Source organism: Sphingomonas sp. TDK1, assembly GCF_001650735.1.
Taxonomy (GTDB): domain Bacteria; phylum Pseudomonadota; class Alphaproteobacteria; order Sphingomonadales; family Sphingomonadaceae; genus Sphingomonas.
Window position 1 is genome coordinate 35406 of sequence record NZ_LXVY01000029.1, and the last position, 24585, is coordinate 59990.

The following is a 24585-nucleotide window of genomic DNA, read 5'->3' on the forward strand; positions in this document are numbered from 1 at the left end:
TGCGCGTCCGGGCCGAAAGGCGCTGGGGTCGCAACGCTTATGGGAGACCCGTTGATGCCGCCCCTCGTCCTCGCGCTGTTGATCGGCATCGTCGCCGGCATGCGCACCATGACCGCGCCGATGGTCACCGCCTGGGCCGCCTATGCCGGCTGGTTGCCGCTGGAAGGCACCTGGCTCGGCTGGCTGGGCTGGTGGGGCACGCCCTGGATCTTCACGCTGCTCGCGATCGGCGAATATGTCGCGGACAAGCAGCCGACCACGCCCAGCCGCAAGTCGCCGCCGGGGTTTATCGCCCGGCTGGTTTCCGGCGCGCTGTGCGGCGCGGCGATCGGGCTGGCGGCGAGCGCGTTGCCCTATTGCATCCTCGCGGCACTGATCGGTGCGGTGATCGGCACGCTGGGCGGCTATGCGGCGCGAATGGGCCTGTGCCGCGCCTTCGGTACCGACCTGCCTGCCGCGCTGATCGAGGATCTCGCGGCGATCGGCATCGGTGCCTTTGCGGTCGCCTCGCTATGAGCCGCCGGTTCGATGCGATCATTCTGGGCGCCGGCCAGGCGGGGACGCCGCTCGCCGGGCGGCTGAGCGAGGCCGGCATGTCGGTGGCGCTGGTCGAGCGGCATCTGCTCGGCGGCACCTGCGTCAATACCGGCTGCAAGCCCACCAAGACCTGGGTCGCCAGCGCCTATGCCGCACACATGGCCCGTCGCGCCGCCGATTTCGGCGTGACCATCCCCGGCGAGGTGGGCATCGACTTCGCCAAGGTGCGGGCCCGCGCAGAGAAGATCACCGTCGATTCCCGCGCCTCGCTGCGCCGGTGGATCGATGGCATGGCGAACTGCACCCTGTTCTTCGGGCATGCCCGCTTCGAATCGCCGCACCGCGTGCGCGTGGCGGACGAGGTGCTGGAGGCGGACCGGATCTTCCTCAATGTCGGCGGCCGCGCGATGGTGCCGGACATGCCCGGCGTGCAGGACGTGCCGTTCCTCACCAACAGCAGCATGTTCAAGCTGGACGCGGTGCCGCGGCACCTGGTCGTGGTGGGGGGTAGCTATATCGGGCTGGAGTTCGGCCAGATGTTCCGCCGCTTCGGCGCCGAGGTGACGATCGTCGAGAAGGGCCCGAAGCTGATCGGCCGCGAGGATCCCGAGATTTCCGACACCGTGCGCGACATTCTCGAGGCGGAGGGGATCGCCGTGCGCACGGGCGCGGAATGCATCCGTTTCGCATCGGCGGGTCCGGACGTGCTGGTCGGCGTCGATTGCCAGGACGGCAGTCCCGAAGTGCTGGGCAGTCATGTGCTGCTCGCCGTCGGGCGGCGACCCAACACCGACGATCTGGGGCTTGCGGCTGCGGGCGTGGAGACGGATGCGCGCGGCTATATCCGCGTCGACGAGCATCTGCGCACCACCGCGCCGGGCATCTGGGCGATGGGCGATTGCAATGGTCGCGGCGCCTTCACGCACACGGCCTATAACGATTTCGAGATCGTCGCCGACAATCTGCTCGACGGCGCGGACCGCAAGGTGACCGACCGTATCCCGGCCTATGCCCTCTATACCGATCCGCCGCTCGGCCGCGTCGGCATGGGCGAGGCGGAGGCGAAGAAGGCGGGCCACCACATCCTGGTCGGCCGGCGACCGATGACGCGGGTCGGCCGCGCGGTGGAAAAGGACGAATCGCTCGGCTTCATGAAGGTGGTCGTGGACAAGGACAGCGGGCGTTTGCTGGGCGGCGCGATCCTGGGCACGAGCGGCGACGAGGCGATCCACGGGGTGCTGGATCTGATGGTGAAGCAGGGCACCGCCAAGGACTTGGCGCACGCAGTGCATATCCATCCGACCATATCCGAGCTATTGCCTACGATCGCCGGCGAGCTGAAGCCGGCCTGACGCGGAAAGAGGCCCATGGACGAGGACAGCAAGCTCACCCGATCCAAGCGTGCCTGGGCGGAGCAGGGCAAGTTCCTCACCGGACGCACCGCCCGGCCCGAGGCGGACCGGTTGCCGCCCGGGCAGCATCTGGTGACCAACTGGCCGGTACTCGACCTCGGCCGCCAGCCCGAGGTGCGGCCCGAACGCTGGCGGCTGACGATCGACGGCATGGTCGACCGGCCGCTGACGCTCGACTGGCCGGGTTTCGAGGCGCTCGCCACGGATGAGCGGATGAGCGACATCCACTGCGTCACCAGCTGGTCGCGCTACGACAATCGCTGGGCCGGCGTGGCGACGGCGCGGCTGCTGGAGATGGTGGAGCCGCGCGCGGAGGCCGAGGCGGTGATGCTGCACGGCTATGACGGCTATACCACCAACCTGCTGCTCGCCGATTTCGCCGCGCCCGACGCGCTGATCGCGCATCGCTGGGAGGGCAAGCCGCTCCACCGCGATCATGGCGGCCCGGCGCGGCTCGTGGTGCCGCATCTGTATTTCTGGAAGAGCGCGAAATGGATTTCCCGCATCGAGGTGATCGGCCGCGATCGGCCGGGGTTCTGGGAAGTGAACGGCTACCATCTGCGCGGCGACCCATGGGCCGAAGAGCGCTATTCGCACTGAATCGGGGGGCGCGGGCGGCAACGCGAAACCTGGCGTCGAGCATGCTGCCAATACGTACCAATCCGCATGACGCCGGCGTTCGAGGCTTCCTATCCTGGGCCCATGCGTTTCAGCGTCTGCCTCGTCCCTGTCCTCATGCCGCCCGTGCTGCGCGTATGAAGGAGGGCGTCCCCATACCGAGCCGGGCCCTGCGTGAGCGCGTGCTGCTGGTCGATTCGCAGGACGATTCGCGCCGTGCCGTGCAGTTGCTGCTGCAAGGCTGCGGCATGGACGTCCGCGCCTTCGCCTCCGCCGGTGCGGCGCTGGCGGAAACGGCGCTGGACCAGATCCGCACCCTGCTGATTTCCCGCGAGCTCTCCGATGGCGATGCGATCCATCTGCTGCGGCAGCTGGCGATGCGGGGGTGGCGGGGGCGCGCGATCCTGATCGGGCGGAGCCATGCCGAACTCGATGAGGAAGCCCGCGCCGCGGGGTTCGCCAGCGTGGTGAAGAAGCCGGTCGGCAGACTTGAGCTTCTCGGCGCGCTGGCGCGATGAACTTCCCGCTGCCGCAGTTCGAGGCGCCCGCGCGTCCGACGCTCGGCGATCGGTTGCGGTTGCGCATTCCCGAAGCGCTGGCGACGCTGCTGCTGCTCGTCTCCGGCCTGGCGCTGGCGCCGCTCGTGTCGCGCGGCGAACGCTATGTGCTGGTGGGCGTCCTGCTGGCCTGGGCGGCGGCGATTCTGTTGCTGGCATCGTACAGCCGGGCGCTGCGCCGCCGTCTGCGCGCCGAAGAGGCCGATGCGCGCCACCGCGCGGACCGCGCCGACGAACTCGCCGCCGAGCTGAACCTGCTGATCGACGGGGCGGTCGGCTATGCGATCTATACCGTCGATCCCAAGGGCCGCATTTCCTTCTGGAACGAAGGCGCGCGCCGGCTGAAGGGCTGGAGCGAGGACGATGTGCTGGGACGCGACATGGCGCTGTTCTACCCGTCCTCCGCCGTCGCTGCCGGCAAGCCCCAGGCCGATCTCGAGGCCGCGCTGCGTGACGGCAAGGTCGAGGAGGAGGATTGGCGGCTGCGCAAGGACGGCAGCGAGTTCCTGGCGCAGGTGCTGATCACGCCGCTGCGCGGACCCGATGGCCGGTTGCGCGGCTTCGGCAAGGTGATCCGCGACATCACCGAGCAGCGTGCCAGCGAACGCCAGGCAACCGCCGCCGCCAACCATCTCCGCTCGATCCTGGCGACCGTGATCGACGCGATGGTGATCATCGACGAGCGCGGCAACATCGTCTCGTTCAGCGCCGCCGCCGAGCGGATGTTCGGCTATGCCGAGGACGAGGTGGTCGGCGCCAATATCCGCCTGTTGATGCCGGCGGGCGAGGGTGGGCGGCACGACGGCTATATCCGCCGCTATCTGGACACCGGCGAGAAGCGGATCATCGGCACCGGCCGCACCGTCACCGGCCGCCGCCGCGACGGCACGACGTTTCCGATCGAGCTTTCCGTGGGCGAGGCGATCACCGAGGGCGAGCGCGTCTTCACCGGCTTCATCCGTGATCTGAGCGACAAGCAGCGTGCCGAGCAGCGCATCGAGGAGTTGCGCTCGGGCCTGGTCCATGCCGCGCGGGTGAGCGCGATGGGCACCATGGCCTCCACCCTGGCGCACGAGCTCAACCAGCCGATCACCGCGGTGGTGAACTATGTGCGCGGCGTGTCCAACCTTGTCGGCGCCGGCGATCCGGAGGATCTGCCGATGATCCGCGAGGCGCTGGCCGATACCGCGCAGGAGGCGCTGCGCGCGGGCACGATCGTGCGGCGCTTGCGCGAGTTCGTCGCCCGCGGCGAGGTGGAGAAGAGCGTCGAGAACATCGCGGATCTGGTGGACGAGGCGTGCAAGCTCGCGCTGATCGGCGCGCGCGAGAAGGGCGTGGTGGCGGAATTCCTGTTCGATCCCGCCGCCGGGCCCGTGCTGGTCGATCGGATCCAGATCCAGCAGGTGCTGATCAACCTGATGCGCAACGCGATCGAGGCGATGGCGGCCTCGCCCGAGCGGCGGCTGACCGTTTCCAGCCGCGCCGAATCGGCCGGATTTGTCCGGGTGACGGTGGCCGATACCGGCCCCGGCGTCGCGCCCGAGGTGGTCGAGGACCTGTTCCGCGCCTTCCACAGCACCAAGGCCGACGGCATGGGGCTGGGCCTTTCGATCTGCCGCACGATCGTGGAGGCCAATGGCGGCCGCATCTGGCTGGAGCCGCGCGAGGGCGGCGGCAGCTGCTTCCACTTTACCCTCGTCCAAGTAGAAGGAACCCTTCCGTGACCGACAAGCGCCTCGTCCATATCGTCGACGACGAGGATGGCGTCCGCCGTTCGGCGAGCTTCATGCTCAAGACCTCGGGATTCGCGGTGCAGACCTGGCCTTCGGGCGTGGCGTTCCTCAAGGAGGCGCGGCATGTCGATCCCGGCTGCATCCTGCTCGATATCCGCATGCCGGAGATGGACGGGCTGGAAGTGCAGCAGGAACTGCATGCGCGTGGCATCGCGCTGCCGGTGATCGTGCTGACCGGCCATGGCGACGTGTCGCTCGCCGTGCGGGCGATGAAGGCCGGCGCAATCGACTTTCTCGAAAAGCCGATGGAGAGCGAGGCGCTGATCGACGCGATCAACCGCGGCTTCGACCGGCTCGAGGCGGCCGAGGACGTGAAGGCGCGTGCGGCTGATGCCGAAACGCTGCTGGGGGCGCTGACCGTGCGCGAGCGCGAAGTGCTGGAAGGACTGGCGCAGGGCTTTCCGAACAAGACGATCGCCTATGACCTCGGCATCTCCGCGCGGACGGTGGAGGTCCATCGTGCGAATGTGATGGCCAAGCTGGGCGCGAAGAGCCTTTCCGAAGCGCTGCGAATCGCCTTCGCAGCGGGTCTGGGCGCAAGCTAAACGATTGCAGTACCGTGCATTCCCGGAGTTTGCATGGTATGGTGAGTGGGACTCGGGGGAGTGCGGGATCGACCTAGCGAACAGGGAGCGGGAGCGATGACGACGCGATGCGAACCGAAGCTCGCCATGGGCATGCTGCCGGAGGCGGAAGAGAGCATACGGGCTTGGTCGTCCGGTCTGTTCACGGCATGGTGCGACGCGGTGGTGACGCCGTGGAACCTGGTACCCGATCCGACGACCCACCAGCGCGACGCTGGCGAGCGATTGCCGATTCCCGAAGCGCTGGAGAGCGGAGCGCTATCGCTGTTCGCGTGAGGATCATGTGGGTGCTGGCCGGGCGCGTGCCGAGCAGCTAGCATCCGCACATGGAAGCACGTCTTTTTCAGCTCGCCTCCTTCACCGCGGCGCGTTTCGCAGGCAACCCGGCCGCTGTGATGCTGTTCGACAGCGATCCAGCGACGGCGCTCTGCCAGGCGCTGGCGGCGGAGAACAACCTGGCTGAAACCGCCTTCCTCGTGCCGCAAGGCGAGGATTTCCGGATCCGCTGGTTTACGCCCGCGGTCGAGGTGCCGCTCTGCGGCCATGCCACGCTTGCGAGCGCCGCCGTCGTGCTGGAGCGACTGACGCCGTGGCGCACGCAGGTGGTGTTCCACTCGGCCAGCGGCCCCCTGACGGTGCGCCGCTCCGATATCGGCTATGTCATGGACTTTCCGGTGCGCCGCTGTGCTCCGGGCGCAGCGCCCGAGGGGCTGGCGGATGCGCTGGGCGCGACACCCGAGGAAGTCGAATGGGACGGCTTCAACTTCGTCGCTCGCCTCGCTTCGGCGGACGAGGTGCGGCGCCTGGATCCGGACATTGCCGCGATCGCGCGCTTGCCGGCAGCCGGCGTGATCGTGACGGCGGCCGGGGACGGGGACTATGACTGCGTCAGTCGCTATTTCGCGCCCGCCAGGGGCATCCCGGAAGATCCCGTGACCGGGGGCGCCCATTGTGCGCTGACGCCCTTCTGGGCGGAGCGCCTGGGCAAGACCGCGTTGCATGCGTTCCAGGCGTCCCCGCGCGGCGGCGAAATGTGGTGCCGGCTGCGGGGGGATCGCGTGGACCTGGAGGGCGCGTGCCTGTTCTATCTGGAAGGCGTGGCGCGATGGTGACGGTGCATGCCGGTTCCTGCCACTGCGGGGGCGTGCGCTTCACCATCGCCCATGATCCGGAAGAAAGGACGACCTGCGACTGCTCGCTGTGCGTGAAGCGCAATGCCGTGATGGTGAAAGTGCCGGAGGCGGCGCTGCGGATCGAAGCGGGCGAGGACCTGCTCGCCACCTACCAATGGAACACGATGCGGGCGAAGCATCATTTCTGCACGCGCTGCGGCATCTATGTGTTCCACCGCAAGCGCGCGGCGCCGGATTACTATGGCGTCAACGTCTTCTGCCTGGACGACTTCGATGCCTCGGCGCTGCCGGTACGGGCGACCGAAGGAGTGGGCATGACATTGGTGGGGGAGTGGCCCCGTCCCGAATGGCCGGGCCCGCGCGTGGCTGCGTCTCCGGCATAGGGAAGGGCGGTGGCGTCTCTTTCTTGTTGGGATGCTGGGGGAGGGGCGTTCTCTTCCCAGTTGGGGCCACGCTGCTTTTCTCGACGGCTACGAGAGCACGGCGCGGTTCAGGTAGCATTCGCACAGCTTGATATTGAGGAAAGATTCTTCCCAAGCTGTCGCCGAAACGGCATGTCGTTCACCGTCAAGGAGGAAGCAGGTGAACGTCTACTTGGTAGCGATGGCGCTAATTTGCATGATCCCCGCCAAGGCCAGCGGTACCGGACAGAATCTGCATCGTACCACAAACGCCGAAATGACCGCCATCTTCACCGCCGACCAAGCTGCCCGCGACAACCCTGCCAAAATTGACTGGGAAGCTCTGGATCGTGCGGACAAGGAAAGAAGGGCGCGCACCCAGTTTTTGATCGAGAAGGGGGCGCTGGACAGCGGTGATGACTTCTATCACGCCGCCTATGTTTTTCAGCATGGTGATGATCCTGCGGACTTTCTTAAGGCCCATGCACTGGCAATCGTTGCGGTCGCTCGCGGGAAGAGCGAAGCGACTTGGATCGCCGCGGCGACGCTGGACCGCTATTTGCAAAACATCGGCCAGCCGCAAATTTACGGCACCCAATTCAGGCATCCGCCCAAGCAAAAATGGACCCAGGAACCCTATCGACGGGATCTGCTTCCGGACGCGGTCCGCAAAGCGAGCGGCGTTCCCCCGCTAGAAGAGCAGGACAAACAGCGCGAGGACTGGGAGAAGGCGTTGCCATAGATCGCCCACCGGTCCTTTTCGCATGTCGACTTTCCACCCGAAATCAAAATTCCGCCTTGGCGGCTCCCGCCCAAGAGCAGTCGTTCAGCAGCGGCCGAGAATTGCCTGAAAGCCGTCATCTATTCAGTGCTCGTGCCGGTCGTTTCCAATTCAATGTGCAATGGATACGAGGAGGTGCTTCGCAAAGATCCAGACAAGCCCAAACACCAGGCAAGCGATCATTGTCCTATAAACCCGCGGCAACCTCTTCCTCGCCTGATATATCAGGTAATTCTTTATTTCTTTGAGGTGCAGCGAGACAAAGGTAAATCTATCATGATGATCGGAAGGATATTTCCTAATAAACTGCAAAACGTCTACCAGATGTGCGGACCAAAATTCTTCATCAATATCAGGATATTTCGCCTCTGAGGGCGATAAGATATATTCTACCTCGCCCTTAATGCTGCTAAAGCGAAGCCGAACGCCTTCCTTTTCAATCTGAGCCTCTGTGACATAAGCTCCAATTCCTGACGATGTAAGGAGATGCCACTGGGCGTTTTCGACTAAATCAGCCATTCTTGGCGATATGTCTCGCAAAGGCTGCGGAACCAACTCCATCTGCAATCAACCGAATAAGGGAAGGGAAGCTCGAGATGCGCTTTTCGCAGGTTTTGCCTGCTCAACGGTAAACGGCAGCTATCAAGCCTTGAGTTCCCGGTAGCTGCCGGTCCGCTTTCCACCAATAATTGACGAAGATCACGGCTGGGGCCCGCTACCGCAGCCGCGGTGTTGCGAGCGGCGCAACGTTCCTTACATGTTGAGTTCCCGCCACCTGCAGGCGCCCGCTCTTTGATCCTGTTCGAAAAGGTCTGCGCGCGAAGTTGCCTGCACCTGCGTATCGGCGGGAGGTGCGCGCCGAAGCTTCACCCGCCTAACGTTGCATGCCGTCGACGATCGATCGCATGGCCTGTCGAAACGCGCGAACGGCCTCCCTTCCTTAACGTCGGTCCGCCGCTGCTACGTCGGGGTGGCGGGTCTTCCCCCACGCCACCTCGGCACGCGCTGCCCGCGCGGTGGGCGGCGCTTTCGGCCTACAGCGCCAGCGTCAGAAACCGGCTGTGCGGGTCCTCGCGGTAGTCGCCGAAGGGTGGGCAGGGAAGGAAGCCGTAGCGGGTATAGAGCCGGATCGCCGGGTCGAAGGCCGGCGCGGTGCCCGTCTCCAGGCTGAGCCGCGACAGCCCGCGCGCCCGGGCGGTGGCCAGGATATGCTCCAGCATCGCCGCACCCACGCCTTTGCCGAGATGTGCCGGCACGGTGCGCATCGACTTCACTTCGCCCTGTACGGCATCGAGCTGCTTGAGCGCGCCCATGCCGAGCAGGTCCTCGCCCTCCCAGGCGCTCCAGAAGCGGACGTCCGCCGCCTGGAGGCCCGACAGGTCGAGAAAGTGGCAACTCTCCGCCGGTGAGCTGGCGAGCATGCCCGAGGCGTGCAGGCGCAGGAGATCCTGCACCCGCATATCGTCCAGCCCGCCTTCCCGGATCGTGATCACAGCGTGTCGATCATCCCCGCCAGCGTCTCCAGGCAGGCATGGGCGAGCAGCTTGCTGCGGATCGGCGACCAGCCGAACTCGGGGTCGGCGTTCGCGTCATGGTCCTTGAACGGCATTTCCAGCGTCATCGACACCGCGCCGAAGCGCTCGGCGAGCTGGTTGGTCGACATCGCCAGATTGGCCTTGCCCGGGGGCGATTTGTCATAGCCCAGCTCGGTCTGGAAATCCGGCGTGTGCGCGGCGAGCCGGCGGCCGAATTCGTAGAATTTCTCGCCGAGTTCGTCGGTCCAGCTCGGGATGCCCTCGAACCCGGCGAGGAAATTGGCCGGGATCGCCTCGTCGCCATGGACGTCCATGGCGAAGTCCACGCCGGTGGCGTCCATCGCGTTGCGCACCGCCAGCACTTCCGGGCTGCGCTCCGGCGTGGGGGTGTGCCATTCGCGGTTGAGGTTCACCCCCGCCGCGTTGGTGCGCAGATGGCCGCGGCGCGATCCGTCCGGGTTCATGTTGGGCACGCAGTGGAAGGTCGCCTTGCTGCGGAGCGCCTGCGCTACCGCATTGTCCCCGTCGGTGAGGAACTCCAGCGCGCCTTCCATCCACCATTCGGCCATGCTCTCGCCCGGATGCTGGCGGGCATAGAGCCAGACCTGCTTCGGACCCTCGCCCATGGTCAGGCAGTCGATCGGCTGGCCGTCCAGCGTCGTGCCCAGTTCGCGGTGCGTCACCCCGTCCCGCAGCGCGATGCGGCTGACGAGATCATGGTGCCGCTCCATCGAATAGGGCGCGAAATAGGCGAACCAGGTGAGGTCCGTCTGGAAATGGTGGGTGAAGCTGAGGATGCCGCCGGCATAGTCGGTCTCCGCCATCCGCCACGATTCGCGGTCGGCCGACCAGCGCGCCTTGTAGCCGGGCCAGCCGAAGGGATAGGCCGAACTGCCCGCATTGAGGATGCGGAAGGTCAGCGTCCGCCCCTTCGCGCCGGCGACGCGGAAGTGGAACCACTGGAAGAAGTCCGACTGGTGATCGAGGACGATCTCGCAGTCGACCCGGTCGCCTTCGATGGCGACCACGCGGATGTTGCCGCTGTCGAACGCGGCGTTGATCTGAATGCTCATTTGACCGTCGTAGTGATCCCGGACTCGCCGGGGAAGTCCTTGAACAGCGCAGTGGCGAGGCGCTGGGCGGTGGCGGCGGGCTGGTTGTCCTTGATGCCGATGCCGGTCGTCTCGGCGCGGCCTTCCCAGATCACGTTCTCGCCGGCGCGGCGCCGCAGCTGCACCCAGAGCTGGGAAACAAGGATTTCGTTCTGCTTGCGCTTGCCGAGCCCGAAGGAAATGCCGCCGCCCAGGCCGACACCGCCGCCCCGGCCGCCGCCAAAGCTGCCGCCGCCCAGGCCGATCGACACCGGTGACTGCTCGCGCACCACGCCGCGCGAACTGCGGGTGAAGGACACCGAGGCGATATAGCCCGCCGGGCGATCGCTGGTGGCGGGGACATAGCCCTGCTTGCTGAGCTCCGCCTGCACCGCATCCGCATAGGCGCGGAACTCCGGCGTGACGTCCATCGCGCCGGACATCGGCACGACGCTGACGGTGGTACGCTCGAACGGCTCGTTCAGATGATAGCGCGTGACGTCGATCGGCGGACGGGCGCCGGTGGAGGTACATCCCGCCGCCAGCGCGGGGAGGGTAGCGAGCAGGGCAAGACGCAGATACTGATTCACGAACACGCACTCCTGTTTCGTGGGCGCAACGGGTGTATCGCCTCAACGCCGGCCGGGTCGAGCGGATTTGCGGGCCACATCGGGGGTGAAACGTTCGAGGTCGGCGATCGGCTGCATCCGGCATGCGCGGCCTTGACTTCCCGGCCCCGCGCTTATAGGCGAGCCGCTCTTTCCGGCATTCCAGATAATTTGAGAAGCGAATCGGTCATGAAGATCGTGAATTCATTGAAGTCGCTCAAGGGGCGGCACCGCGACAACCGCGTGATCCGCCGCCGTGGCCGGATCTACGTGATCAACAAGACGCAGAAGCGTTTCAAGGCACGCCAGGGCTGATCGCCCGGGTGGGAACCGCGCCGCACGCCGTCATCTTCGACGTCGGCAACGTTCTTTTTCCTTGGGAACCGCGGCGTTTGTACGAGCGCCTGTTCGCGAACGAACAGGCGCTCGACGCTTTTCTGTCGCAGGTCGCCACCAAGGAATGGCACTTCCAGCACGACGCTGGCCGCCCCTTCGCCGAGACATCGGTGGAGCTTAGCGCGCTGTATCCGGAGCATGCGGACAAGATCGCGCTCTGGGGGCCGCGCTTTGGCGAGCAGCTGGGCCCCGCCTTTCCTGACATGGTCACGCTGATCGAGGATCTCGATTCGGCGGGCGTGCCGCTGTACGCCATCACCAATTTTTCCGGCGAGTTCTGGCGTGCCTGGATGCCGCAGGTGGAATGGCTGTTCGGCCGTTTCCAGGGCATCGTCGTGTCGGGCGACGAGAAGCTGGTGAAGCCGGATCCCGCCATCTACGCGCTGGCGCTGGAGCGATTCGGGCTCAAGGGGCCGGATGCGGTGTTCGTCGACGATATGCCGGTGAACGTGGCGACGGCGCGCGCCTTCGGCATGCACGGCGTGGAATTCATCGGCGCCGGCGCGTTCCGGGCCGAGCTCGTGCACCTCGGCGTCCTCGCCGGCTGAGGCCGGCCCTTTTCTCTCGCCGCATTCGCTTTGGCCCGTCCTCCCTCCGGGGCGCGCAGGCGCCCGGATCGCACCGTTTCGAGCGGTGGGGCGCCGGTCCGCGACATGCTGAACGTCGCCGTAACCTCCGCGCGTGCGTATCGTCTATAACGAGAGAGAGAAGCGTGCCGTGGTTGCGGCATGGGCACCTGTTCGTGCCGTGGGGACCGGGAGTTCGGCTGGATGACGCGTCTGGCGCTGGTGATGATCGTCAAGAACGAGGCGCGGTGCCTGGCCCGGTGCCTGGAGAGCGTGCGCGGCCATGTCGACCGGATGATCGTGCTCGACACCGGCTCCACCGACGATACCGTCGCCATCGCGCAGCGGCTTGGCGCGGAGGTCCATGCCTTTCCGTGGTGCGACGATTTCGCCGCGGCGCGCAATGCCGCGCTCGACCATTCCGATGCCGACTGGAACCTGATTCTCGACGCCGACGAGTGGTTGGAATCGGGCGCGGCGGCGCTGGGGGCGACGACGCTGCCGTCGCTGGGGGGCGCGCCGGCGGCATTTCTCGGCTGCGTCCATCTCGTCAATGCCGGGCGGCGCGAGGAGGATCCGGGCCAGCGCATCCTGCTGCCGCGCCTGTTGCCGCGCGGCGTGCGCTACCAGGGGCGTGTCCATGAACAGCCGGATAGCGGGCTGCCGCTCCACCCGTTGGATATCGTTGTCGGCCATGACGGCTATGTGCCGGACCAGCTCGCCGCCAAGCGGGGCCGCAACGAGGCCCTGCTCCACGCGGCGCTGGAAGCGAACCCGGAAGATGGTGCGATGTGGTACCAGCTGGGACGCGAACTTTTCGCCTATGACGACATTGCCGGCGCGCTCGATGCGATGCTGCACGCCTATCGGTTCGTCGCTCCGGATTCGATCGAGCGCCTGTCGGTCGTGATCTATACCGTTCTGCTGCTGCGGCTGGCGAAGCGCCACGAAGAGGCGCTGGCGCTGGTCGATGCGGAGCAGGACCGCTGGGAGCACGCTCCCGACTTCTTTTTCGCGGTGGCGGAGCTGTACCTGGAATGGGCGTCGCTGAACCTCGAAATCGCGCAGGAGGAACTGCTGCCGGTGGTGGAAGCTGCCTGGCTGAAATGCCTGCAGATTGGTGAGCGCCCCGGCCTTGCCGTGACCTTCGAGGGCAGCGGGAGCTATCGTGCGGCGCAGAATCTGGCGAATTTCTACAAGGTGCTGGGGTTTGCGGATGAGGCTGCGCACTATGCGAAGCTGAGTGGCGAGATGCGGGCCGCAGCACGGGCTGCCTGAGCGGGCGGCCGAGCGGTTTGCGCTGCGTATAAAAAATTTACTACGCCATGTCCCGAAATGGGTCAAAAAGGTGCGTGCCTGCCAGGCAAGTTTCAGGGCGCTCGGTTGTCCGATTGAAAGTCGCGGCAGCGAACTTTCCATAATCACGCCATAAATCCCGAAGCAGCCCGTAGGATGCTGCCTTGCTCCCCCGCCCGCCGCGGTGCGTGCGCGGGCCAATGACTCGGTTGCAGGCTTTCGTGATGCAGTGCACACTATAGCCTAACGAAAATAATCGGTTCCGGAGTCGCGACATTCTTCCAGTAGGGGGTTAGCGAATATGAAGATACGAACCATGTTGGCTGCTTCGGCAGCTCTTATTGCCTTATCGACACCTGCACATGCGGCCAAGATCATCGGCGAGCTTAGCTTTACCGGATTCGTTGCGCCGATCGGGTCGACCAAGCTGATCGATGCTACCGGGCTCGATTTCTTGCACAATAACGGCAAGGCAGGCTTCGGCACCATTCTCAGCTATATCGGTAGCAGTGGTGTTTTTGCGGGTGCGATCTGCACGAGCGGGAGCTGCGGCGAGATCGCCGATCTACCCACCTTCACCGGCGGTCCGATCAACGGATTCCTCAATTTCTACGACAGCCTGTACTTCGACTTGGCGTCGATCTCCTCGGTGCAGCGGGATCCCGATGCCGCCAACGGCAGCCTGAAGCTCATCATCAACGGTACGTTCCGTGCGCCCTATTATTGGGAAAACACGCCGGCGGTGCTGACGCTGACGACGCAGGGGAGCGGGTTCACCACCTTCTCCGCGACTGTGTTCGACTCCGCCGTGCCGGAACCGGCGAGCTGGGCGATGATGATCGCCGGCTTCGCTATGCTCGGTGGCGCGCTGCGGTACTCTCGCAAGTCTGTTCGGGTCGGCTACAGCCGCGGCTGAATCACGTCTCGGACAATCAGGCGCCCCGGCGGCCGCGCCGGCGGGGCGCTTGTTCGTCAACATCGCCGCCGCCGGAAGCGATTCGGATGCGGTGTGCATATCGGCTGCATCGCGGGGCCGGGGTGCCGCGGAACGCGCCGTCCGGGGCCCGGAACGCGCGGGCACCGTCGTCTGCGGCGATCCGCAGTCGCTGGAGCGCGATGCGGTGGCGCGTGGCCTTCGGGCTATGTCGGCTCTAGGTAAAAGGCCCTAGCGGCTCCACCGCGCGAAGATGGCGGTCGGCAATTCCAGTCCGCGCGCTTCCTCGCGTACCGTCAGCTCGCCTGCTTCGACCGTGCCGCCCTTGTCGGCCATGGCCTGGCGCACCAGCTCGCCGATTGCCAGCGCCGACATGCGCACGGCATAGACGGTGAGGAACAGGAAGCGCGAGTTCTCGTCGAGCAGCTTCGCCACGTCGTCGATCAACGAGGGCAGGCCTTCCTCCAGCTTCCACACCTCGCCATTGGGGCCGCGGCCCCATTTGGGGGGATCGAGGATGATGCCGTCATAGCGGCGGCCGCGGCGTACCTCGCGCGCGGTGAACTTCATCGCGTCGTCGATCATCCAGCGGATCGGCTTGTCGGCCATGCCGGAGAGCTGCGCGTTGGCCTTGCCCTCCATCACCGATTTCTTGGAGGCGTCGACGTGCGTCACCTTGGCGCCGGCCGCCGCCAGCGCCAGCGATCCGACCCCGGTATAGCCGAACAGGTTCATGCACTCGGGCTCGGCCATGCCGTCGATGCGGCCGCGCATCCAGTCCCACACCGGCGCCATGTCCGGGAAGAAGCCGAGATGGCGGAAGGGGGTGGTCTGCGCCGTAAAACGCACTTCCCGCCACGCCAGCGGCCATCCTTCGCGCGGGGTGGGCTTCAGATACTCCCAGCGGCCGCCGCCCTCTTCGTCGGAGCCGGGCACGAATTCGGCATGCGCGTCCCAGTCGGCCGAGGCCGGTGCCCACATTGCCTGGGGCTCTGGGCGGATGAAGCGATAGGCGCCGTAGCGCTCCAGCTTGCGGCCATGGCCGGAGTCGATCAGCCCATAGTCCGCCCAGGGCGCGCCGGTGAGAGTGACGAGCTTCACGGCCGGGCGTGCGCCCGCTCGGCGATATAGCCGGTAATCGCGCCGAACTCGGCGGGGAGGGTGTCGTAGCGCTCCTGGCGCTCGAACAGGTCGCCGATGCGGCCGGGCACGTGCGGCCGCATGCCGGTGGCGCGCTCGACGGCGTCGCGGAACTTGGCCGGGTGGGCGGTGGCAAGCGTCACCACCGGTACGTCCGGTGCGAGCCCGGCGCGCTGCGCGGCGGCAAGGCCGATCGCGGTGTGCGGATCGATGACCTGGCATGCTTCGGCACAGGCCCAGCGCATCGCCTCGTTCATGCCGTCGGCATCGATCGCGTCGCTGGTGAACAGCTTGGAGGCACCTTCCCGTTGCTGGTTCGTCAGCCGCATCGCGCGGCTCGATTCGAAGCCGCGCATCTGCTCGGCGACGGCCCCGCCGGCGAGATCGGCGAGCAGTCGCTCGAAGTTGGAGCTTACCTGGATGTCCATCGACGGCGCGGCGGTCGGCGTGACGGTGCCCGCCGAATAGTCGCCCGCCGAAAGCGCGCGGTGGAGGATGTCGTTTACATTGGTAGCCACCACCAACCTCGCCACCGGCAGCCCCATCCGCGCGGCGACATAGCCAGCGAACACGTCGCCGAAATTGCCGGTGGGTACCGAGAAGGCCACTGCACGCTCGGGCGCGCCTAGGCGGACGGCGGCGTAGAAATAATAGACCACCTGCGCCATCAGCCGGGCCCAGTTGATCGAGTTAACCGCGCTCAGCTGGAAGCGGCCGGCAAAGTCGCGATCGTTGAACATCGCCTTCACCAGCGCCTGGGCATCGTCGAAGCTGCCGTCGATCGCGATATTGTGGACGTTCGGCGCGAGCACCGTGGTCATCTGCCGGCGCTGGACGTCGGATACGCGGCCCTGCGGGTGCAGCATGAAGATGTCGACGCCGATGCGGCCCGCCACCGCATCGATCGCGGCGCTGCCGGTGTCGCCCGAGGTCGCGCCGACGATGGTGAGGTGCTGGTTGGTGCCGGCCAGAAACTTCTCGAACAACAGGCCGAGCAGCTGGAGTGCTACATCCTTGAAGGCGAGGGTAGGGCCGTGGAACAGCTCGAGCAGCCAGTGTTGCGCATCAAGCTGGACCAGCGGCGTCACCGCGGCATGGGCGAAGCGGCCATAGGCCTGGGTGCAAAGCGCGCGGAGCTCGTCTTCGCTCAGGTCCGGCGTCACGAACGGCAGCATGACGCGCACTGCCGTCTCGACATAGGAGAGGCCGCGCATCGCGGCGATATCCTCGGCCGAGAAGCTCGGCCATTCGGTCGGGACATAGAGGCCGCCGTCGCTGGCGAGTCCGGTGAGGGTGACGTCGCGAAAGCCCAGCAAGGGCGCGGCGCCGCGGGTGCTGTGATACTGCATGGCCTGCCGCGTTACCCGGCAGTAACGGTCGGGACAAGATAGCTGTCCTTGGGGGCTGCTTTCCATTGTTCGGGGCAGAGGGTGTTCCGTGCGGGACCCGCGCTGCGTATAGGCGCGTTCGACCAAGCATTCCCGATGGAGAGACACGATGGCCTATCCCCAGCCCTGGCACGCCGATGCCGATCGCTATGACGGCCGAATGCCCTATCGCCGCTGTGGGCTTAGCGGGCTCGACCTGCCGGCGATCAGCCTCGGGCTCTGGCAGAATTTCGGCGGTACCGACGTGTTCGAAAATGCCCGCGCCATGCTGCGCCGGGCGTTCGACCGCGGCGTGACGCATTTCGATCTCGCGAACAATTATGGGCCGCCCTATGGCTCGGCGGAGGAAAATTTCGGCCGCGTACTGGCGGCCGACTTCGCCAGCCACCGCGACGAGCTGATCATTTCGTCCAAGGCGGGCTGGGACATGTGGCCCGGGCCGTACGGCGATGTCGGCGGCAGCAAGAAGTATCTCATCGCCTCGTGCGACCAGAGCCTTAAGCGGATGGGTCTCGACTATGTCGACATCTTTTATTCGCACCGCGTCGACCCGAAGACGCCGCTGGAGGAGACGATGGGCGCGCTCGCCCAGATCCACCGTCAGGGCAAGGCGCTGTACGTCGGCATTTCGAGCTATTCGCCTGAGCTGACGCGCAAGGCCGCCGCGATCCTCGCCGAGTACAAGGTGCCGCTGCTGATCCACCAGCCGAGCTATTCGATGCTCAACCGCTGGATCGAGGAAAGCCTGCTCGACACGCTGGAGGATCTCGGCACCGGCTGTATTGCCTTTTCGCCGCTCGCGCAGGGGATGCTGACCAGGAAATACCTCAACGGCGTGCCCGAGGATGCACGCGCGGCGAAGGGCGGCACCTCGCTCGACACGCGGCTGCTGTCGGACGAGAATATCGCCCGCATCCGCGCATTGAACGCGATCGCCGAGAAGCGCGGCCAGACGCTGGCGCAGATGGCGATCGCCTGGGTGCTGCGCGATCCGCGCGTGACCTCGGCGCTGGTCGGCGCGCGGACGGTGCAGCAGCTCGACGATTCGCTCGATGCGGTGAAGAACCTCGACTTCACCGCCGAGGAACTTGCCGAAATCGACACCCATGCAACCGAAGGCGCGATCGATCTTTGGAAGGTATCGTCCACGCTTGAGGATCTGCCGCAACGATGAGCGTCGCCTTCCGTCGCGAGAGCGACGAGGAACACAAGGAACCCAAGTTCGAGCTGCCGCTGCCGGCCGGGCCCAACCTGGTCACTGCGGCGGGCCCGGCGTTGATCGCGGGCAAGGTCGCGGCGCTGGAAGCGGCGATCGAGGCCGAGGGCGATGCCGAAGCCAAGGAAGGGCTGAAGCGCGAGCTGCGCTACTGGAACACCCGCGCCGCCACCGCGCAAATTGCACCCCCGCTCGAAGACGGCGTTGCCGGCATCGGCGCGCGGGTGCGGATTCGGCTGAATGGGCGCGAGCGGATGATCGAAATCGTCGGCCATGACGAGGCCGATCCCGCTGCCGGCCGGCTCGCCTTCCAGGCACCCCTCGCGCATGCGCTGCTCGGGGCGGAGGAAGGCGAGCGGATCGATTTCGGCGGCAAGGCCGAGGCGATCGAGGTGCTGGCGGTGGAGGCGATCTAGGGCGGACCTCTCCGCTTCTGTGCCCCGCTCCCCCTTGCGGGAGGGGGATTAGAAAGAAGGGCGAGGCTTACCCTTCCAGCTTCGCCAGATCGAACGCGATCACGTCCTGCCGCTGGGTGCCGAGGCCGGCGATGCCGAGCTCCATCACGTCGCCGGGCTTGAGGAAGATCTTTTCCGGCTTCTGGCCCTCGCCGACGCCCGGGGGCGTGCCGGTGATCAGCAGGTCGCCCGGATGCAGCGTGATGAAGCGGCTCATGTACGCGATGCATTCCGCGACCGGGAAGATCATCGTCGACGTGTTGCCGGTCTGCATGCGCTTGCCGTTGAGGTCGAGATACATGTCGAGCGACTGGCAGTCGGCGACTTCGTCCGGCGTGACCAGCCACGGGCCGACGGGGCCGAAGGTGTCGCATCCCTTGCCCTTGTCCCACTGGCTGCCGAGCTCCTTCTGAAAGGCGCGCTCGGACACGTCGTTGGCGAGGACGAAGCCCGCGACATGATCCAGCGCATCGGCCTGCTCAACATGGCGGCAGGTCTTGCCGATAATCACGCCCAGCTCGACTTCCCAGTCGCTCTTCTGCGAGCCCTTCGGGATCATCACCGGATCGTTCGGGCCGCTGAGGCACGAGATTGCCTTGGTGAAAAAGATCGGTTCGGGCGGGGGCTCGAGGCCGGCTTCGCGGGCGTGATCGGCATAGTTGAGACCGATCGCGAGGAACTTGCCGATGTTCGCCACCGGTACGCCGAGGCGGACATCGCCTTCGACTAGCGGCAGGGTGGTGGGATCGACTGCGCGGATCCGTTCGATCACATCCACGGTCAGGTCGGGAACCAGGCCGGTCAGGTCGCGGATACGACCATCAGCATCCAGGATGCCGGGCTTTTCGGCACCACGCGGGCCATAGCGAAGCAACTTCATGCAAGTGTCCTCATTCAGGAAAGACAGACGGTTGCGCACTAGCGCGCATGCCTGGCTTGCCAAAGCGGGAATTGCCGATTTGTCAGATTATTGGAACCGCAGCAGGGACGAACGGAGGGTCCCTGTCGGCAGTGGTAACGCCTTTTGTGTAAATCGCCATCGACTCGGCAGAAGCCGGGGTCCGCACGCCGCAAGGGCGCGGCGAGCACCCGCACCTGGACCCCGACGGATCCCGGCTTTCGCCGGGATGGTGGCCGGGGGCGGGGCCGGCGCCTCTAAACGCTCAACTGACCCGGCGCAGGTGCTTGCCGCCGTAGCGTTGGCCCAGATAATCGGCGAGGCGGTGAAGATAGCTGCGCGCGTTCGCCGCCTTGTCCGGGCAGCAGGGCAGCGGGTTCTTGCTGATCCCCTGCGCGCGGCGATCGACCTTCTGGCACAGCAGCTCCAGATCCTGGCGGGTGAGCAGGTTCTTTTCCCGCATTACACACAACAGGCTCTCGAGGATGATCATGGACTCTTCCGCGGCCTGAACCGGAATCTGGGGCAGGGCCTGATCTTGCGTGGGGTGCACTCCGTTCAGCGACACGACACCTCTCCTTCTCCTATTGGATCCAGAGAGTATGCCGATTTTCGCAAGTGGCAAGCGTCTAGTCGAGTCCGCCGCCTAAGGATCTGTACAGGGTTACCAAATTGCTCGCGCGGGTCAGCCGGGTGGTGACGAGGCTCTGCTCGGCGGCATAGGCACTGCGCTGCGAATCGAGCACGGTGAGGAACGAATCGACTCCCGCCCGGTAGCGCGCATCGGAAAGGCGCGCAGCGACTTCCGCCGCATTGGCCCGCGCACTTTGCGCCCGGAGCTGCTCGTCGATCGTGCCGCGCTGCGCCAGCGCATCGGCGACTTCGCGGAAGGCGGTCTGGATTGTCTTCTGGTAGGTGGCCACCGCGGCCTCGCGCGAGGCCTTGGAATAATCGAGGTTCGCTTGATTCTTGCCGAAGTTGAAGATGTTCAGCGAGGCGGAGGGCGACACCGTATAGGTATCGCTGTTCGATCCGAAGAGCTTGCCGATCGTCGAGGCGATCGAGCCGACCGTCGCGGTGAGCGAGATCCTCGGGAAGAAAGCCGCACGCGCGGCGCCGATATTGGCGTTTTGCGCGATCAGCTGGTGCTCTGCCTGGAGTACGTCCGGGCGGCGCAGCAGCACTTCGGACGGCACGTTGCCGGGCAGCGCGTCGATCGTCGCCTTGGCGTCGCCCAGCGTATCCGGCAGCAGCTCGGGTGCCACGGTGGCGCCAGTGAGCAACTGCAGCGCGTTGATGTCCTGTGCGATCCGTGTCTGCGCGGTGGCGACGTCGTTGCGGGCGGATTCGTAGCTCGTCTCGGCCTGACGCGACTCCAGTTCCGAGGCGGTGCCGATGCGGAACTGGGCACGGGTTAGCTCCAGCGATTGTTGGAATGCCTTGAGCGTATTCTGCGCGATGGCGAGCTGCTCCCGGTCCGACGCGAGGGTGAGCCAAGCGCTGGCGATCTCGCCGATCAGAGAGACGCGGGTGGCGCGTTGCGCCTCGCTGCTGGCGAAATATTGTTCCTGTGCGGCACGGCTGAGGTTCCGGATACGCCCGAACAGGTCGACCTCGAAGGAGGTGATTCCCGCAGACACGCTGAAGTTCTGGACATCCTGCACGCCGGCACCGCCCAGCGCGCCGCCGGCGCTCGCCGCGAATTGTGCGGTGTTGGTGTAGGTGCCGGTGCCGGTCGCGCCGATCGCGGGGAACAGGTCCGCCCGCTGCGCCCGGTATTGCGCCCGCGCCTGCAGCACGTTGGCGGCCGCGAGGCGCAGGTCCTGGTTGTTGTCCAGGCCCAGCTGGATCACCCGGCGCAGGCGTTCGTCGACGAAGAAGTCGCGCCAGCCGACCTTGCTAATGTCCGGCGCGTCGGTAGCGGCGGCCGGGTAGACGCCGCCCTGGGGCAGCGCCGCCGGCACCGCCGGCTCCGGCCGGCTATACTTGGGAGCTAGGTTGCAGCCCGCGAGCGTGGTGCTCGCGGCCAGTACGAGGAGCAGGGGGAAGCGGTTGGTCACGGCCGTCAGGCTCCCTGCGACGCCGAGGCGCCGCCGTCATGGGTGGTTGCGGGGGGCGTCTGGTTCTTGTTGCGGCGGCGATCGAACAGATTGCGCACCACCACGAAGAACATCGGCACCAGGAAGATGGCGAGGATCGTGGCGGAAAGCATCCCGCCTACCACCGAACGGCCGATGGCGTGCTGGCCGCCGGCGCCCGCGCCGGTGGAGATCGCCAGCGGCAACACGCCGAAGACGAAGGCGAGGCTGGTCATCAGGATCGGGCGTAGACGCAGCTTGGCGGCTTCCACGGCGGCGTCGAAGGCGCTCATGCCTTCGCGCATCCGTTCTTCCGCGAATTCCACGATCAGGATCGCGTTCTTCGCCGACACGCCGATCGTGGTGATAAGGCCGACCTGCAGGTAGATGTCGTTGTTCAGCCCGGTGAGCCACGCAGCGAGCAGCGCGCCGACCACGCCGAGCGGCACCACCAGGATGACCGAGATCGGCACCGACCAGCTTTCGTAGAGCGCGGCTAGGCAGAGGAACACGATCAGCAGCGACAGCGCGTAGAGTGCCGGTGCCTGGCCGCCGGAGAGACGCTCTTCGTACGACAGGCCGGTCCATTCGAGCTGGGTGCCCGGCGGCAGCTTGGCGTGGATCGCCTCCATCGCCGCCATGGCGTCGCCGGTCGACACGCCGGGTGCCGGCGAGCCGAGGATTTCGATCGCAGGCAGGCCGTTGTAGCGGGTGAGCTGCACCGGCGCTTGCTCCCAGCTAAGCGTCGAGAAGGCGGTGTAGGGCGTCATCGTTCCCGTGGGGCCGCGGACGAACAGGTTGGCGATGTCCTCGGGCTTCAGGCGGTACGGTGCGTCGGCCTGGACATAGACGCGTTTGACGCGGCCGCGGTCGATGAAATCGTTGACATAGGACCCGCCCCAGGCGGTGGCGATGGTGCTGTTGACCGAAGACAGATCCAGGCCGAGCGCCTTGGCCTTGTCCTGATCGACGTCGACCTTGAGCTGCGGCGCGTCTTCCAGCGAGTTCGGGCGCACGCCGACCAGGCGCTTGTCCTGCATCGCCATGCCCAGCATCATGTTGCGAGCCTGGAGCAGGCGCTCATGTCCGATGCCGCCGGTGTCGACGAGCTGGAGGTCGAAGCCGGTAGCGTTGCCCAGCTCCTGCACGGCAGGCGGGGTGATCGCGAAGATAAGGCCGTCACGATATTGCGCAAAGACGCCCATGGCACGGCCGACGATCGACTGGGCGACATTGGCGTTGCCCTTGCGCTCCGACCAGTCCTTGAGCGGCATGAAGGCGAGGCCGCTGTTCTGGCCGGCACCAGCGAAGCTGAAGCCGTTGATCGTGAACACGCCCTTCACGTTGCCGCCTTCCTTCTGGAGGAAGTGGTCGCGGATCAGGTCGAGGCCCTTTTCGGTACGCGCCGAGGTGGCGCCTGCCGGACCCTGAACCAAGGCGATCATGATGCCCTGGTCTTCTTCCGGAAGGAAGCCGCTGGGCAGGCGCATGAACAACAGGCTCATGCCCCCGACGATCAGCAGATAGACCAGCCCGGAGCGCTTCCAGCTGCGGGCGGTGCTGCGCACGCCTCTTTCGTACTTCTCCTGGCCGCGATCAAACTTTTCATTGAACCAGCGGAAGAAGCGCGAGAGCGGCCCGTTGCCTTCCAGCTTGTCCGGGTCGTGCGGCTTGAGGATGGTGGCGCAGAGCGCGGGCGTCAGCACCAGTGCGACGACTACCGACAGCACCATTGCCGACACGATCGTGATCGAGAACTGGCGATAGATCACGCCGGTCGACCCGCCGAAGAACGCCATCGGCAGGAACACCGCCGACAGGACCATGGCGACGCCGATCAGCGCGCTGCTGATCTCGTCCATCGACTTGCGGGCGGCATCGATCGGGCTGAGATGCTCGGTGGTGATCAGGCGGTCGACATTTTCGACGACGACGATCGCGTCGTCGACGAGCAAGCCGATCGCCAGCACCATGCCGAACAGGGTGAGCGTGTTGATCGAGTAGCCTGCTGCCGCCATCACCGCGAAGGTGCCGAGCAGCACCACCGGCACGGCGATCGTCGGGATCAGCGTGGCGCGGAAGTTCTGCAGGAACAGGAACATCACGAGGAAGACGAGCACCACCGCTTCGATCAGCGTGTGGACCACCTGCTCGACCGACAGGCGGACGAACGGGGTGGTGTCGTACGGGTAGATCACCTTGATGTCGGGCGGGAAGGTCTTGGCGATCTCGTTCACGCGCGCCTTGACCGCGTCGACCGTGGTCAGGGCGTTCGCGCCAGGGGCGAGCTTGATGCCGATGCCGGCGCCGGGCTTGCCGTTCCACTTGGAATCGAAGCCGTAATTCTCGGCGCCGATCTCCACCCGGGCGACGTCGCCAAGGCGCACCACCGACGCGTCGGTGGCACTCTTCAGGCGGATCTGCGCGAACTGGTCCGGCGTAGTGAGGCGGGATTGCACCGAGACAGTGGCGTTGAGCATCTGCTCCTTGGGCGCCGGGCGCGCGCCCAGCTGGCCGGCCGAGACCTGCGCGTTCTGCGCGCGGATCGCGCTCGTCACATCGTCCATGGTGAGCGCGTATTTGTTCAGCTTCACCGGATCGATCCAGACACGCATCGCATATTGCGAGCCGAAGATCTGGGTGTCGCCGACGCCGTTCACGCGCGACAGCGGATCCTGCAGCTTGGACACCGCATAGTCCGCAAGGTCGGTGCCGCTGTGCGACCCGTCTTCCGAATAAAGGCCGATCACGACCAGGAAGTTCCTGGTGGCCTTGGCGACCTGCAGGCCTTGCTGCTGCACTTCCTGCGGCAGGAGCGGGGTGGCCGCCTGCAGCTTGTTCTGTACCTGCACCTGGGCGATGTCAGGGTTGGTACCCTGCTCGAACGTCAGCGTGATCGTGACCGTGCCTGCCGACGAGGACGAGGACGAGAAGTAAAGAAGGTGGTCGATCCCCTTCAGCTGCTGCTCGATGATCTGCGTCGTCGTGTTTTCCAGCGTTTTCGCGTCCGCGCCCGGATAGGTCGCGGTGATCGAGACGGACGGCGGCGCGATCGCCGGGAACTGCGCGATCGGCAGCGTGCGGATCGCGAGGATGCCCGCGAGCATGATGATGATCGCAATGACCCACGCGAAGATGGGCCTATCGATGAAATAGCGCGACATGGGG

26 protein-coding genes are annotated in these 24585 nt (G+C 66.0%); 16 read left to right on the plus strand and 10 right to left on the minus strand.

All coding sequences use genetic code 11. The features are described from left to right. Window positions 1-54: 54 nt before the first annotated feature. The 10 genes from A7X12_RS15820 (at window position 55) to A7X12_RS15865 (ending at window position 7777) form a co-directional block, all read left to right on the plus strand. Complete coding sequence (locus A7X12_RS15820) at window positions 55-516, plus strand: DUF4126 family protein (protein WP_064312503.1); 462 nt, start codon at window positions 55-57, stop codon at window positions 514-516. Beyond that, window positions 513-1889: an FAD-containing oxidoreductase gene (locus A7X12_RS15825; RefSeq protein WP_064312504.1), complete on the plus strand. Its 1377-nt coding sequence runs from the start codon at window positions 513-515 to the stop codon at window positions 1887-1889. Before A7X12_RS15820 ends, A7X12_RS15825 begins: the two co-directional genes overlap by 4 nt. Before the next feature lie 15 nt (window positions 1890-1904). Continuing rightward, window positions 1905-2549: a sulfite oxidase-like oxidoreductase gene (locus tag A7X12_RS15830; RefSeq protein WP_064312505.1), complete on the plus strand. Its 645-nt coding sequence runs from the start codon at window positions 1905-1907 to the stop codon at window positions 2547-2549. Between the two features lie 155 nt (window positions 2550-2704). Beyond that, on the plus strand, window positions 2705-3085 hold the full coding sequence (locus tag A7X12_RS15835; RefSeq protein ID WP_064312506.1) for a response regulator: 381 nt from the start codon (window positions 2705-2707) through the stop codon (window positions 3083-3085). After that, on the plus strand, window positions 3082-4848 hold the full coding sequence (locus A7X12_RS15840; RefSeq protein WP_064312507.1) for a PAS domain-containing sensor histidine kinase: 1767 nt from the start codon (window positions 3082-3084) through the stop codon (window positions 4846-4848). Before A7X12_RS15835 ends, A7X12_RS15840 begins: the two co-directional genes overlap by 4 nt. After that, window positions 4845-5462: a response regulator transcription factor gene (locus tag A7X12_RS15845; protein WP_064312508.1), complete on the plus strand. Its 618-nt coding sequence runs from the start codon at window positions 4845-4847 to the stop codon at window positions 5460-5462. The genes A7X12_RS15840 and A7X12_RS15845 overlap by 4 nt, the downstream gene beginning before the upstream one ends. Window positions 5463-5558: 96 nt before the next feature. Further along, the gene (locus A7X12_RS15850; RefSeq protein WP_064312509.1) at window positions 5559-5777 is read left to right on the plus strand and encodes a hypothetical protein; all 219 of its coding nucleotides are present in this window, start codon (window positions 5559-5561) and stop codon (window positions 5775-5777) included. 50 nt (window positions 5778-5827) lie between these two features. Further along, on the plus strand, window positions 5828-6613 hold the full coding sequence (locus tag A7X12_RS15855; protein ID WP_064312510.1) for a PhzF family phenazine biosynthesis protein: 786 nt from the start codon (window positions 5828-5830) through the stop codon (window positions 6611-6613). Next, window positions 6607-7017, plus strand: coding sequence for a GFA family protein (locus A7X12_RS15860; RefSeq protein WP_064312511.1), 411 nt, complete (start codon window positions 6607-6609; stop codon window positions 7015-7017). Before A7X12_RS15855 ends, A7X12_RS15860 begins: the two co-directional genes overlap by 7 nt. Window positions 7018-7216: 199 nt before the next feature. Continuing rightward, complete coding sequence (locus tag A7X12_RS15865) at window positions 7217-7777, plus strand: hypothetical protein (RefSeq protein ID WP_232318541.1); 561 nt, start codon at window positions 7217-7219, stop codon at window positions 7775-7777. A 150-nt stretch (window positions 7778-7927) separates the two neighbouring features. Here A7X12_RS15865 and A7X12_RS15870 read toward each other — a convergent pair whose 3' ends face one another. From A7X12_RS15870 to A7X12_RS15885, 4 genes are all read right to left on the minus strand, one after another. After that, window positions 7928-8335 carry a hypothetical protein gene (locus A7X12_RS15870; protein WP_064312513.1) on the minus strand — a complete coding sequence of 136 codons (408 nt, stop codon included), beginning with the start codon at window positions 8333-8335 and terminating at the stop codon, window positions 7928-7930. 515 nt (window positions 8336-8850) lie between these two features. After that, a complete protein-coding gene (locus A7X12_RS15875) occupies window positions 8851-9309 on the minus strand; it encodes a GNAT family N-acetyltransferase (protein WP_084445567.1) in 459 nt (152 codons plus the stop codon). Further along, a complete protein-coding gene (locus A7X12_RS15880) occupies window positions 9306-10424 on the minus strand; it encodes a M14 family metallopeptidase (RefSeq protein ID WP_064312514.1) in 1119 nt (372 codons plus the stop codon). Before A7X12_RS15880 ends, A7X12_RS15875 begins: the two co-directional genes overlap by 4 nt. Beyond that, a complete protein-coding gene (locus A7X12_RS15885; RefSeq protein WP_332308551.1) occupies window positions 10421-11032 on the minus strand; it encodes a DUF4136 domain-containing protein in 612 nt (203 codons plus the stop codon). Before A7X12_RS15885 ends, A7X12_RS15880 begins: the two co-directional genes overlap by 4 nt. A 207-nt stretch (window positions 11033-11239) precedes the next feature. Between A7X12_RS15885 and ykgO the strand changes: the two genes are divergently transcribed. The 4 genes from ykgO to A7X12_RS15905 all read left to right on the plus strand — a co-directional run bounded on the left by ykgO (window position 11240) and on the right by A7X12_RS15905 (window position 14224). After that, window positions 11240-11365 (plus strand): type B 50S ribosomal protein L36, encoded by a 126-nt coding sequence (gene ykgO / locus A7X12_RS15890; protein ID WP_010543750.1) that lies wholly within the window; start codon window positions 11240-11242, stop codon window positions 11363-11365. An 8-nt stretch (window positions 11366-11373) separates the two neighbouring features. Then, entirely contained in the window at window positions 11374-11994 is a 621-nt protein-coding gene (locus A7X12_RS15895) for an HAD family hydrolase (protein ID WP_064312516.1), read from the plus strand. 222 nt (window positions 11995-12216) lie between these two features. Further along, window positions 12217-13290 (plus strand): glycosyltransferase, encoded by a 1074-nt coding sequence (locus A7X12_RS15900; RefSeq protein WP_084445570.1) that lies wholly within the window; start codon window positions 12217-12219, stop codon window positions 13288-13290. 319 nt (window positions 13291-13609) lie between these two features. Beyond that, window positions 13610-14224: a PEPxxWA-CTERM sorting domain-containing protein gene (locus A7X12_RS15905; RefSeq protein WP_064312518.1), complete on the plus strand. Its 615-nt coding sequence runs from the start codon at window positions 13610-13612 to the stop codon at window positions 14222-14224. A 249-nt stretch (window positions 14225-14473) separates the two neighbouring features. Here the strand turns inward: A7X12_RS15905 and A7X12_RS15910 are convergent, their stop codons facing one another. Further along, window positions 14474-15343: a class I SAM-dependent methyltransferase gene (locus tag A7X12_RS15910; protein ID WP_064312519.1), complete on the minus strand. Its 870-nt coding sequence runs from the start codon at window positions 15341-15343 to the stop codon at window positions 14474-14476. Further along, a complete protein-coding gene (gene thrC, locus A7X12_RS15915; RefSeq protein ID WP_064312520.1) occupies window positions 15340-16731 on the minus strand; it encodes a threonine synthase in 1392 nt (463 codons plus the stop codon). The genes A7X12_RS15910 and thrC overlap by 4 nt, the downstream gene beginning before the upstream one ends. Before the next feature lie 148 nt (window positions 16732-16879). Here thrC and mgrA point away from each other — a divergent pair, with 148 nt between their 5' ends. Beyond that, window positions 16880-17944, plus strand: coding sequence for an L-glyceraldehyde 3-phosphate reductase (mgrA, locus tag A7X12_RS15920; RefSeq protein ID WP_064312521.1), 1065 nt, complete (start codon window positions 16880-16882; stop codon window positions 17942-17944). Further along, window positions 17941-18402 carry a GreA/GreB family elongation factor gene (locus tag A7X12_RS15925; RefSeq protein ID WP_064312522.1) on the plus strand — a complete coding sequence of 154 codons (462 nt, stop codon included), beginning with the start codon at window positions 17941-17943 and terminating at the stop codon, window positions 18400-18402. The genes mgrA and A7X12_RS15925 overlap by 4 nt, the downstream gene beginning before the upstream one ends. A gap of 67 nt (window positions 18403-18469) precedes the next feature. Here A7X12_RS15925 and A7X12_RS15930 read toward each other — a convergent pair whose 3' ends face one another. From A7X12_RS15930 to A7X12_RS15945, 4 genes are all read right to left on the minus strand, one after another. Beyond that, window positions 18470-19321, minus strand: coding sequence for a fumarylacetoacetate hydrolase family protein (locus A7X12_RS15930; protein ID WP_064312523.1), 852 nt, complete (start codon window positions 19319-19321; stop codon window positions 18470-18472). A gap of 283 nt (window positions 19322-19604) precedes the next feature. Further along, window positions 19605-19907: a hypothetical protein gene (locus tag A7X12_RS15935; protein ID WP_232318542.1), complete on the minus strand. Its 303-nt coding sequence runs from the start codon at window positions 19905-19907 to the stop codon at window positions 19605-19607. Window positions 19908-19968: 61 nt separating this feature from the next. Next, a complete protein-coding gene (locus A7X12_RS15940) occupies window positions 19969-21399 on the minus strand; it encodes an efflux transporter outer membrane subunit (RefSeq protein WP_064312525.1) in 1431 nt (476 codons plus the stop codon). Between the two features lie 5 nt (window positions 21400-21404). After that, a complete protein-coding gene (locus tag A7X12_RS15945; RefSeq protein WP_064312526.1) occupies window positions 21405-24581 on the minus strand; it encodes an efflux RND transporter permease subunit in 3177 nt (1058 codons plus the stop codon). Window positions 24582-24585: the final 4 nt, after the last annotated feature.